Here is an 11,616-nt window from a genome sequence, read left to right on the forward strand (position 1 = left end):
AAAATCCAAGAAGATATTTACTAATCTTATTGACATAGAAAAATAAATGAATATAATTTTAGTTGAACAACTATTCAACTAAAATTATACGAGGTAAGTGTATGCCTAAAACGTCTTATATTTGTAATTGCGATGTAATTCATGAGGATATTGTGAATGATGTGAAATCCAAGATGCAACCCAAAGATGATTATATCCAGTTAGCATCTTTATTTAAGCTATTTGGAGATGGTACCAGAGTACAAATCTTACACGCTCTGGAACAGAGTGAGATGTGTGTATGTGATCTTGCTGTGCTACTGGGGGTAACGAAATCCGCAATCTCACACCAGTTAAAGGCATTGCGTCTTGCGAATCTGGTAAAATTCCGTAAAGAAGCACAGATAGTTTACTACTCGCTGGCAGATGATCATGTGAAAGAGATTATTGACAAGGGATTTGAGCATCTTTGGCAGAAATAATATTTTTTAATATTATAGTTGAGTAATTGAACAATTAAACAAATTATAGAGTAGGGATGCGCTGATTGCTGCAGGTTATGATCCGTGTAAAAAATGCAATCCGTAAAAATGTGTCAGATATTTAAAAAATATAGAAGAGGAAGGTTGTAGTTCTATATTGCAATACTTCTTCTTTGCGCATATTGGATATGTTGTTGAGGGCGACTGTTGCACGCAGAAGATAAGTTGCGCCGGTCTGCGATAATGTGCTGTTTGTATAAGGAAAAGGACAAGGAGTTATGATGAATTTTAGTGGTATATTGATTGGTGTGCTTACCTTTTTTCTGATTGGATTGTTCCATCCTATTGTTATATATGCGGAGTATTACTTTGGAAGCCGCTGTTGGCCGGTATTTTTGCTGGTGGGCATTTTGTGTATGATTCTATCCGTAAGAATGCAGGAAATACTTTGGTCGGTTTCCCTGGGTGTTTTGGGCGTCAGTTGCTTTTGGAGCATTAAGGAACTGAAAGAACAGGAAAAAAGAGTGGCAAAAGGATGGTTCCCGAAGCGGAAGGTGGATAAGCACTAAAGAAGAAAGCGGGGAGATGAGAAGATGGCGGTATGGAGATTACAGGTGAATACTGGAGGAGCGAACGTTGCGGATTATTGCTTGCAAAACCATGTTGCAGCACTTGGGGGCTGGCAAGGTACTTGCTATGGAGCGTTTATCAAGGCAATCTTACACGTTTCTGACGAGCTGATTGAAAAAATCTATATCGACTTCTTCAACAGACTGCCAGAATTCATGCAGAACGCCCTAAGTGAAGACTTCCGGGTGGCGTAAGTGGTATTTTTAGGATCTGAAATATAGAGTTTTCAAGGTACAAATCCCACTATTTATGTGGGAAGTTTAAGTGAGTAATTGAACAATTAAACAAATTATAAGGAGATTATCATGAAACGCATATTTCTATTAAAAGGGTTGGACTGTCCAAATTGTTCCGCAAAAATTGAAAAGAAGTCGGAGAATTGGATGGAGTACAATCCTCAGTTGTAAATTTGATGAAGCAGACGCTGACAATCAATGTTGCTCCAGCTGTCGCAAATACAATAGCCAGTCAGATTGAAACGATTGTCTACAGCCATGAGCCGGGTGTGGAGGTTCAGGAAGAAACAATTATCCCCGTTACAAAGAGTTATTTGTTAAAGGGCTTGGACTGTCCGAACTGCTCCGCAAAAATTGAAAAAGAAGTCGGAGAATTGGATGGAGTGCAATCCTCAGTGGTAAATCTGATGAAGCAGACGCTTACAATCAATGTTGCTCAGACAGCCGCAGATACGATAGCCAGTCAGATTGAAACGATTGTTCATAGCCATGAGCCAGATGTGGAAGTTTCTGAAATTGTACAGGAATCTTATATACCGGAAAAAAGCAGGAGGCCAATGAATCCTATAACAATGAGGATAAGAAGTTGACAGTTCGTTTAGCGACTGGTGCAGCAATCTATGCCATTGGTATGGCATTGACTGTTTTTGCGAAAGTGCCACTGCCTGTCGAGTTAGTTTTTCTCATTGTCTCCTATATTATTCTTGGCGGGGATGTTGTATGGCAAGCTGTGAGGAATATTTCAAAGGGACGTGTGTTTGATGAACATTTCCTGATGAGCGTTTCTACGATTGGTGCTTTTGTCATTGGTGAATATCCGGAAGCAGTTGCTGTTATGCTGTTCTATCAAGTTGGTGAATTTTTCCAGTCGTTGGCTGTTGAGCGTTCCAGAAAATCTATATCAGATTTAATGGATATACGTCCGGATTGTGCTACAGTCAGAAGGAACGGAGAATTGATTACCATATCTCCTGAAAGTGTTGCCATTGGTGAGATTATTATTGTAAAGCCTGGTGAAAAAATCCCATTAGACGGTGTGGTATTGGATGGAGATTCTATGCTGGATACGAGGGCTTTAACTGGAGAATCGGTTCCGAGAAGCGTTCATAAAGGAGACGAAGCACTTTCCGGTTGTATGAATCAGACGGGTGTTTTAACGATTAAGACAACGAAAGCATTTGGTGAATCTACTGCTTCAAAGATTATTGATCTTGTGGAGAATGCGTCCAGTAGAAAAGCACCAACAGAAAATTTCATTACTACATTTGCACGTTATTACACTCCTGTTGTTGTAATCTTAGCAGCTATTCTGGCAATTCTGCCACCGATCCTTCTTGGTGGATGTTGGACAGAGTGGATTCGCAGAGGATTTGTTTTCCTTGTGGTATCTTGCCCATGTGCATTGGTCATTTCAATCCCGCTGACTTTCTTCGGAGGTATTGGTGCGGCATCTAAACGAGGTGTTCTTGTAAAAGGAAGTAATTATTTAGAGGCGCTTAATAATGTCAGCATTATTGTGTTCGATAAAACTGGAACACTTACAAAGGGTGTTTTCAATGTGACTGATATTCTGCCTGAAAATGGATTTTCAAAAGAACAGGTTCTGGAGTATGCGACCCAGGCAGAGAGCTTTTCTAACCATCCTATTGCAAAATCCATTCTCTCTGCTTATGGAAAAGAAATTGACCAATCAGTTATCTCTGATTACAAGGAAATTTCCGGATATGGAATCAGTGCCATGGCAGGAAAGAAGAAAGTTTATGCTGGCAATACGAAACTTATGGATTCAGAGCATGTGGAGTACACAGTCTGTGAAAAAGTTGGTACAAAGGTATATATAGCAGTAGATGGTCAATATGCCGGATGCATTTTGATAACAGATGAAGTAAAGCCGGACAGCAAAAAAGCAATTTCTGATTTGAAACATATCGGTGTGGAAAAAACAGTCATGCTTACTGGTGATGATGAAAAAATCGGAAAGGCTGTTGCGGAAGAATTGCGGTTGGATGAATATTATGCACAACTGTTTCCTGATCAAAAAGTGGAAAAGGTTGAGCTTTTAGACAGTAAAAAGAGACAGGGAAGCAAATTAGCTTTTGTTGGTGATGGTATCAATGACGCTCCTGTCCTTGCTCGTGCGGATGTTGGTATCGCAATGGGTGGGCTTGGTTCGGATGCGGCCATTGAAGCAGCAGATGTAGTTCTGATGACAGATGAACCGTCTAAGCTGGTGGACGCGATTGAAGTAGCAAAAGCGACAAAACAGATTGTCATGCAGAATATAGTGATTGCTCTTGGGATTAAGAGTGTGTTCCTGATTCTTGGCGCTCTTGGTATTGCGGGAATGTGGGAAGCTGTATTTGGTGATGTAGGCGTTACCATAATTGCCGTCTTGAACGCAATGAGGATTTTAAAAAAATAAGAAACGAGGTGGCAATGTGAAACGAAAACTGATTCTGTTAGTTGTTACGATTGTTTTTCTTGCAGGTTTCGGTGCACTTTTGCACTCACCGCCCTCTATGATTGATGCAATCACAGGAGCAACACCGAAGTCAAAAAAGGCGGCTCAAGCCTCCGCACAGTTGGAAGGCTCTTATGTTCTCGGTATTAATATGATGTCAGATGGTCTCGACAACGAGAACACCCGGAATAAATTAAAAGAATTGGCACTGGACGATTCGGAAACAAATGAAACAGATCTCATGAAAACGGACATTAGTTTTCGGTTATATGTATCTGAGACGGATTATCCGCTTGTCAGTTATGCTAAGAAACTCTGCGACAGGTTGGAACAGGCCGGTTTTTCCGTGGATTTGACGGAGTACAGTAACAACATGCTGCTGTCCAGAGTGATAAGCGGAAAGTATGACGTGTTCTTGGCATCGGATAATTTCATGGATATTACGACGCTTGAGCAGATGGACTACATAATTATGGACAGCGAAGAAATGAGGTGAGTGGGTCTTTTGAGAAAATGGAATACATTTTTGTCTGTTTTGATGCTTCTCATTTTTATGATTCATGGGATCATGGGCAGCTTTATGCTGGTTGGGGTAGGAAGTAGCGCCGGGAAAGTTCTTGCTTGGATTGGAGTCGCGATTCTTGTTGTCCATACCGCCATTGGCATTTTGTTGACGGTTCGGAGCCTGCGAACTGCTAAACAAGCAGGTCAAAAATATCTGAAGCAGAACAATATCTTTTGGGCGAGACGAGCCAGTGGGCTGGCAATACTGATCCTGCTGTTCTTCCATATTGGCTTGTTTGGAAAGGTGCAGAATGGGACATATATTTTGTTCCCTTTTACAACGGTAAAGATGGTAACTCAGCTTTTGTTCGTGGCGGCAATCTTTGTTCATATTTTTATCAATATCCGCCCATTGCTCGTATCGCTGGGAATCATCAGTTATAAAGAACGAAGGGGGGATATTTATTTGATTCTTTCGGTGCTCCTTCTGTTTATAGCGGGCGCAGTTATTTTCTATTATATTGGGTGGCAATATCTATGAGTAAGACAATTATTATTATAGGTGCTGGACTGGCAGGACTTTCAGCGGCTTTGCAGGCAGCGGAAAATGGATGCAATGTAAAACTGGTTTCCTCCTTTCCATCAGAGCGGGCACAGTCTGTTATGGCGGAGGGCGGTATCAACGCAGCTTTGAATACAAAAGATGAAAACGACAGTCCCGAAGAACATTTCACAGATACAATAAAGGCGGCTTGCGGTCTGGCAGACCCAAATGCAGTTTGGGGAATGACACAGGCAGCACCGGAGCTGGTGCACTGGCTGTTAAAACTTGGAGTTCAATTTAACATGAGCGGCTATGATGATGTGGATCTGCGGAATTTTGGCGGGCAGAAAAAGAAAAGGACTGCTTTTGCGCAGAGCGATACCGGGAAGCAGATTATGACAGCTATGATAGACGCTGTTCGCAGGAAAGAAGCATCTGGTATGGTAGAACGGTTCAGCCATCATTCTTTCCTAACACTTCGTCTTTGTGACAATATTTGTTGTGGCTGCGTAATCAGGGATGAATACAGTCAGGAGACTGTGGAATTACCGGGGGATGCGGTTATTGTTGCCACCGGTGGTATGCACGGATTGTTTGGAAATACAACGGGTTCGCTGAGCAATACAGGAGAAGTCACCGCAGAATTGTTCCGGCTTGGTGTTCCTCTGGCAAATGGCGAGATGATCCAGTATCATCCGACAACTGTGAAATGTGGTGGAAAACGCATGCTCATCAGCGAGGCGGCCAGAGGGGAAGGTGGCAGGTTGTTTGCCATGAAAGATGGAAAACAATGGTATTTCATGGAGGAAAAATACCCGGAGCTTGGAAATCTGATGCCACGAGATATTACCGCCAGAGAGATATGGAAGGTTAGCCATGAATCAGAGGTATTTCTTGACATGACGGAAATATCGGACGAGATTATTTCAAATAAGCTATCTGGTCTGGCAGACGATTGTATGACCTATCTGCATAAAGGTATACGAAAGGAACCGGTGTCTGTTTTACCGGGAATTCACTATTTTATGGGAGGCATTCTGGTGGATGAGCAGCACAGAACGCCGATTCAGAATCTTTACGCTGCCGGAGAATGCTGTGCCCAATATCATGGTGCCAACCGTCTTGGTGGAAATTCTCTGTTAGGAGCGTTATACGGAGGACGTGTTGCGGCAAAATCAGCATGCGAACAGGCAGATGTAGTAGATCTATCTTGTGCGACACAGATAGATTTTCCACCAGCGTCCCAAATTTCAGAAATAAAGCAATTAAACAAAGTGATGCAGGAGACTATGGGCGTTGTCAGAAATGAGAATACGTTGTTAAATGGGATTCAAACGGTACAAGCGCTGACAGGAAATCTTCCATTGCTTGGCATGGCAGTTCTAAAGAGTGCTCTTGCCAGAAAAGAAAGCCGTGGTGCACACTGGCGGGAGGATTATCCGAAGAGCAATGACGATGATTACCTTAAAACAACGGTAGCCAGATTTGATGGAAAGCAGATACAGATTTCCTTTGTACCTGTTCCAGAAAGGAGGTGATTCACTTGGTATATAAAATAAGAATCAGGCGGCAGGAGAGTCAGAAAGCAGACAGTTATTGGCAGGAATTTGAGTTTGACGGAAGCAGAAACAGCTCTGTTGCTACTGTTCTAAAGGAATTGAACAGTAGAACCCCTTTGAAAGATAACTCAGGGAATATAGTTACTCCCATCAGCTGGGAATGTAGCTGTATGGTGCGAAAATGTGGGGCTTGCGCCATGCTGATTAACGAACGTCCGAGGCTGGCATGCTCTACATTTCTACATACGTTAAAAGGTTCTACAATTACCTTGGAACCTTTAAGCAAATTTCCGCTTGTAAGAGATTTGATCGTTGACCGGTCAAATCTGTTTGAAAATTTGAAAAAACTGAACCTTTGGCTTGAAAGTGAAGCTTATATGAGTTCGTGGACACATGAACCGAGATACCAGTCGGCACGCTGCCTGATGTGCGGGTGCTGCCTTGAGGTTTGTCCAAACTTTTCTTCAAAGGGTACTTTTGCTGGAGCGGTTGCAGCGGTCAACGCTTTTCGGATTCTGAATGAAGAACAGGAAATAAGCCATCGAAACGATGTTTCAACTCAATATAAGGAAAATTATTTTGAGGGATGCGGGAAATCATTAGCTTGCCATAACATTTGCCCGATTGGTCTACCTGTCGAAGAATTGATCGTGAGGTCAAATTCGGTAGCTATTTGGGGAAGACAGTGAGTATCAAAATGCTGATTAAAAAAAACATGATTAACCTACATCTATGGTTTTACCAAAAATAGAGACATATCCTTTGTTTCGGTGTGTTAGCGGTTTTATTATGGACTGGATTCCGTATATGTATACTGTGGCAAAGATACCAAAAACAGGAGTAGTTCTTGTAATGAACCTGTTTGTTGCAGTCGCTTTTCTGGCTTTTGGGGAACTTGCAAATCTGCTGCTTGTCAGTTTGAGTGTTTGCTCTATTTTAGGGGGAATTGTTCGGAAATGGGTCGAATATAAGAATTATAAGTAATCAGCGATTTTGGGAAAAGCAGGCTGAGGCGTTCGGGAAGCGGTTTTTGAATTTTGAGCGAATGGGTACAGTTGAAATTTCAAGTAGCAGAGCGCCGAAAAAGTGATATAATGAACGAGTAAAAGGAAGACAGATGCGAACAAAGCGTGAGTGCAGGCGGTACTTCGCTGTGTATGCCGCGTATGCCAAAGCGTGTGCCAGTGAGAGGATTGTAAACAACAAGGAATCGCAGACTTTTAATCGAGGCCGATTTAACCGCTGTTGAGCGACCGCAGAGGGTCAACAGGGGCTTGCAGACCTTTGTCCGTTCAGGTCATAATTTCCCGACTATGGAGCCGCCGAAGCCTATCTGACCTTTGAACATGACGAGTTTACCATGAAGCCCACCCTTGACGAAGCCGGGCGGCTCATTCCCCGGCAGGACTACCGGCTGGACACGCTGAATTGTGGGGGTGAGGATTTTGCCCTGTCCTGCATACGGGCAAATCTGCGGTACGGCAAGAACAGCAAACGGGAGGACATTAAGAGCCACCACTATATCATCAGCTTTGACCCACGGGACGCAACCGACAATGGCCTGACCGTTGACCGGGCGCAGGCGTTGGGGCTGGCCTACTGCAAAGAGCATTTTCCCGGACACCAAGCCCTTGTCTGCACCCACCCGGACGGACACAACCACAGCGGCAATATCCATGTGCATATTGTCATCAACAGTCTGCGGATTGCCGAAGTGGAGCACAAGCCCTACATGGACAGGGCAAGCGACACCAGAGCCGGGGACAAACACCGCTGCACTGCAGCAGCCATGCGGTATTTCCGCAGCGAAGTCATGGAGATGTGCCACCGGGAGGGACTTTACCAGATCGACCTCTTGAACGGCAGCCGAAACAAAGTGACCGAGCGTGAATACTGGGCGAAGCGCAAGGGGCAAGTCAAACTGGACAAGGAAAATGCTGCCCTGCTTGCCGAGGGTATAGCACCCCGACAGACCAAGTTTGAAACCGACAAAGACCGCTTGCGGCAGTCAATCCGGGCGGCGTTGTCAAAATCAAAATCCTTTGAGGATTTCTCCGCTGCTCTCATGCAGGACTATGGGATTTCCGTTAAGGAGAGCCGAGGGCGGCTGTCCTATCTCACGCCGGACAGAACAAAGCCCATCACCGCTCGGAAGCTGGGGACGGACTGACAAGGCCGCTGTCCTTGCAGTTTTCCAGCAGAACACCCATAGAGCAGCCGCAAAGACGCAGGACAGACAGGAACACCAGCCGCAGCTTACTAAGGGCATACAGCGGATAAAACCCGCCCAAATCACTCCCAATCCTGACAGCCCGCAGCGGCTTGTGGATATAGCCGCCAAGCGAGCCGAGGGAAAGGGTATCGGCTATGAGCGTTGGGCGAAAACCTTTAACCTCAAACAGATGGCAAAGACCATGAATTTTCTTTCCGAGCATGTTTTTACCAGCCCCGAAGAAGTGGACGCAGCTTTGGAAGCCGCCATTTCCGGGCAGCACGCTGCTGGGGAAAAGCTGAAAGAACTGGAATCCAGAATCACCGACAACAAGGAACTCATACACCAGATCGGCGTTTACCGCAGAACCAAGCCCGCCCATGACGGGCTGAAAACCGCCAAGAAGCCGGAACGATACCGGGAAGCGGTTCATGCAGACAAGCCGAACCAGAAGTGGGTCACGGATGTGACGGAGTTCAGCCTGTTTGGAGAAAAGCTCTATCTGTCCCCGATTCTCGATCTGCACAGCAGCGATCTCGTCAGCTACACGATTTCAGACCGTCCGGTACTGAGCATGGTGACGACCATGCTGGACAAGGCGTTTGCAAAGATTCCTGATGGTACAGACCTCATTCTCCATTCTGACCAGGGCTGGCAGTATCAGCACAAGCAGTACCAGCGCATGCTCCGGGAGAAGGGCATCCGGCAAAGCATGAGCCGCAAAGGAAACTGCCTGGACAATGCCGTGATTGAAAATTTCTTTGGAATACTCAAAAGTGAGCTGCTCTATCTGCAAGAATTTCAATCCATGGAACACTTCAAACAGGAGCTCATTGAGTATCTGGACTACTACAACAACCGCAGGATCAAAGCTAAACTAAAGGGCCTGCCGCCTGCAATTCACAGGCAGCAAGCCCTTTCGGTTGCTTGAACAATTTTTGCGTTGAATTTTTGTCTAACTTTTTGGGGTCACTTCAATTTGACCTGGCTATATTTTAGTTGATGTATAGCGACATTGTTAGGATGTCGAACAGTTGAGCGACATCCTTGACATCAGCAGGATTGGCCATTAAGCCATTCGTCAAAGCTGAATTTGGAAATGCGGATTGCGGTGCCGATTTTAAACCAGTGGAACTGACCGGTTTTCAGCAGCTGATAGACGCTTCCACGGCTAATGCCCAGCATTTTCTGCAACTCAGCGACCGTATAGCAACGCTTGTCGGTGCTGATAGGGATACTATCGATATTTTGCATAAAAATCACTCCTTTTGCGCGTCGGACGGGATAACGTGGATGATGTGCTGTGGCGGCAGGCCTATGCTCTCGCGGAGGCATAAGTCGATACACGCCATGTGGATGGAACGAACATGACCCAAATAGCGGATGATTTGCGATTTACGTATTGTCTGGATCTGTTCGGCCAAGGCCATGCATGGCTTGTCCAGACCGCGTTGATGCCGCAAGACGTAGTGTGTTGGCATGTCTGTTTTTTTGATTTCAGTCGTAAGAGGAACGACGATCAACGTGGAAGAAAAACGGTTGCCGTAATCGTTTTGAATAACTACAACAGGGCGAGTTCCGCCTTGAATGTGACCATGATGCTCGCCGAGGTCAGCAAGGTAAATGTCACCTCTGCGAAAACTCCAATTTTTGTTAATCATAGATTTTCACTCCTGTTATGTAACGTGGGTGAGAAAGTTCCCGCCCACGGTGAATTTCATTACAATTGCTTATGTTGTCTGAGTATTTGTCTCAACGCCCCTCAGAGTAACGGCATTAAGCCGACAGGGAGTCAATCAAGCGGTCGGCTGCGATAACCGATCTCATGGGAATTTCACCCCTCCGCGGTCCTCGCGGAGCTGCGTGCAGAAGTATCATTATTTTGCAATATTTCATAGGTATATTTCAGTAGCAAACCGAAACTTACAGCCGATTTTCGCTCCTGCCAATGGCAATCGTGGCGTTTGTCGCTGATGTTCCTCCATATCACATGCTGAACTTGATTGACTGATATTGACTTGTCAAAGAACATGTAAGGATTAATGATCCTTACATAATAATTTTATATGTATCACAGAAAGAACGACAGGTACAGGGAGTACGGATTACCCGAGTTCAGTTGTTCTACAATTGGCAAGAAGAATATAATCTGTGCTTGTATGGAAGAACTTGGACATGGCAATAACCAGATCAAGAGATGGTGTACGCTTCCCACGTTCAATTTTTCCAATATGTTCGAGACTGACTCCTAAAGCTTCGGCTAGCTTTTCCTGGGTTAACCCTTTTTCCGTACGCAACATTTTGATGCGCAGCCCGAGTTCAATTTGAGCGAAATAGTCCATTTGTTAAACTCCTAATTGTTTATTTTAAGGCTGTTTTAGCCTTTCAGTTAAACAATTCAGTTTTGCGGTAAGAAAAGTGAATTTTTGGCGCAACTTTGCTGGTAGAAAATATGGTCGATATAAAATTGAACACTGAAGATCTGCTTCGCCTGCTATTTGTGCGGATGGATGGTAAATGCTATACTATCGCAGCAGAACAAACGGCGGTTGAGGTGGAAAACCATGAACCTTTTGGGGCAAAATGGTCTATGTTCTGCCGCCTGAAAGTCCGTAGCTATGTATTGGCTGCGAATGTTGCAGGTACGTTAAAAGTTGCGCCGCTTCAAATTCTCAAGTTTCCGGTCGTCCTTCCACATAAGTTTTTGGATGCCGAGAAGTTCAATCTGCGGTTTTCGGACGCATCCGAGATCACGGAAATTGCGGACAAGCTGCGGTGGTATCGTTATCAAAAAGGACTTCGCCAGCGTGACGCGGCGGACTATGCGGGTATTGACCGCAGTACCTACATCCATTGCGAAGAGGCAGGGCGGGACTTTTATCCGAAGGAGCATATGGAGAAGCTGGCGGAGCTGTTTGAGGTACCGCTTGAGAATTTGCTGGATGACTATAAAGCGGCTTTATGGTGGCTGCTGCCAGTTGTGTGGGGAGAACGCTTTTCGTGAATTTA

13 protein-coding genes and 2 pseudogenes are annotated in these 11,616 nt (G+C 44.8%); 12 read left to right on the forward strand and 3 right to left on the reverse strand.

Annotated elements, in window-relative coordinates; genetic code table 11:
- Positions 1 to 101 precede the first annotated feature (101 nt).
- The 11 genes and pseudogenes from PGY33_RS04010 to PGY33_RS04060 form a co-directional block, all read left to right on the forward strand.
- On the forward strand, positions 102 to 461 hold the full coding sequence (locus tag PGY33_RS04010) for an ArsR/SmtB family transcription factor (protein ID WP_005330964.1): 360 nt from the start codon (positions 102 to 104) through the stop codon (positions 459 to 461).
- 278 nt (positions 462 to 739) lie between these two features.
- On the forward strand, positions 740 to 1,030 hold the full coding sequence (locus PGY33_RS04015) for a DUF4491 family protein (protein ID WP_015552777.1): 291 nt from the start codon (positions 740 to 742) through the stop codon (positions 1,028 to 1,030).
- 24 nt (positions 1,031 to 1,054) lie between these two features.
- Positions 1,055 to 1,285: a hypothetical protein gene (locus PGY33_RS04020; RefSeq protein ID WP_118360373.1), complete on the forward strand. Its 231-nt coding sequence runs from the start codon at positions 1,055 to 1,057 to the stop codon at positions 1,283 to 1,285.
- Positions 1,286 to 1,396: 111 nt separating this feature from the next.
- Positions 1,397 to 3,749, forward strand: a pseudogene (locus PGY33_RS04025) (heavy metal translocating P-type ATPase).
- Between the two features lie 16 nt (positions 3,750 to 3,765).
- On the forward strand, positions 3,766 to 4,284 hold the full coding sequence (locus tag PGY33_RS04030; protein ID WP_118753575.1) for a DUF6921 family protein: 519 nt from the start codon (positions 3,766 to 3,768) through the stop codon (positions 4,282 to 4,284).
- A gap of 9 nt (positions 4,285 to 4,293) precedes the next feature.
- Positions 4,294 to 4,833: a pilus assembly protein PilX gene (locus PGY33_RS04035; RefSeq protein ID WP_118753594.1), complete on the forward strand. Its 540-nt coding sequence runs from the start codon at positions 4,294 to 4,296 to the stop codon at positions 4,831 to 4,833.
- Positions 4,830 to 6,374, forward strand: coding sequence for an FAD-dependent oxidoreductase (locus tag PGY33_RS04040; protein WP_270477471.1), 1,545 nt, complete (start codon positions 4,830 to 4,832; stop codon positions 6,372 to 6,374). The genes PGY33_RS04035 and PGY33_RS04040 overlap by 4 nt, the downstream gene beginning before the upstream one ends.
- Positions 6,371 to 7,084: a succinate dehydrogenase/fumarate reductase iron-sulfur subunit gene (locus PGY33_RS04045; protein ID WP_442865562.1), complete on the forward strand. Its 714-nt coding sequence runs from the start codon at positions 6,371 to 6,373 to the stop codon at positions 7,082 to 7,084. The genes PGY33_RS04040 and PGY33_RS04045 overlap by 4 nt, the downstream gene beginning before the upstream one ends.
- Positions 7,085 to 7,127: 43 nt before the next feature.
- On the forward strand, positions 7,128 to 7,379 hold the full coding sequence (locus PGY33_RS04050; protein ID WP_118360377.1) for an MptD family putative ECF transporter S component: 252 nt from the start codon (positions 7,128 to 7,130) through the stop codon (positions 7,377 to 7,379).
- Positions 7,380 to 7,755: 376 nt separating this feature from the next.
- Positions 7,756 to 8,565, forward strand: coding sequence for a relaxase/mobilization nuclease domain-containing protein (locus PGY33_RS04055; RefSeq protein WP_243038507.1), 810 nt, complete (start codon positions 7,756 to 7,758; stop codon positions 8,563 to 8,565).
- 448 nt (positions 8,566 to 9,013) lie between these two features.
- Positions 9,014 to 9,538, forward strand: a pseudogene (locus PGY33_RS04060) (IS3 family transposase); the annotation flags it as partial.
- A gap of 122 nt (positions 9,539 to 9,660) precedes the next feature.
- Here PGY33_RS04060 and PGY33_RS04065 read toward each other — a convergent pair.
- The 3 genes from PGY33_RS04065 to PGY33_RS04075 form a co-directional block, all read right to left on the reverse strand.
- The gene (locus PGY33_RS04065) at positions 9,661 to 9,861 is read right to left on the reverse strand and encodes a helix-turn-helix domain-containing protein (protein WP_118478688.1); all 201 of its coding nucleotides are present in this window, start codon (positions 9,859 to 9,861) and stop codon (positions 9,661 to 9,663) included.
- A gap of 5 nt (positions 9,862 to 9,866) precedes the next feature.
- A complete protein-coding gene (locus tag PGY33_RS04070) occupies positions 9,867 to 10,268 on the reverse strand; it encodes a type II toxin-antitoxin system PemK/MazF family toxin (protein ID WP_118753572.1) in 402 nt (133 codons plus the stop codon).
- A 444-nt stretch (positions 10,269 to 10,712) separates the two neighbouring features.
- Entirely contained in the window at positions 10,713 to 10,949 is a 237-nt protein-coding gene (locus tag PGY33_RS04075; protein WP_118478690.1) for a helix-turn-helix domain-containing protein, read from the reverse strand.
- 110 nt (positions 10,950 to 11,059) lie between these two features.
- Here PGY33_RS04075 and PGY33_RS04080 point away from each other — a divergent pair, with 110 nt between their 5' ends.
- Positions 11,060 to 11,611 carry a helix-turn-helix domain-containing protein gene (locus PGY33_RS04080; protein WP_118478692.1) on the forward strand — a complete coding sequence of 184 codons (552 nt, stop codon included), beginning with the start codon at positions 11,060 to 11,062 and terminating at the stop codon, positions 11,609 to 11,611.
- Positions 11,612 to 11,616: the final 5 nt, after the last annotated feature.

It is taken from the genome of Butyricicoccus sp. AF18-9LB (assembly GCF_027684505.1).
Lineage (GTDB): Bacteria > Bacillota > Clostridia > Oscillospirales > Butyricicoccaceae > Agathobaculum > Agathobaculum butyriciproducens.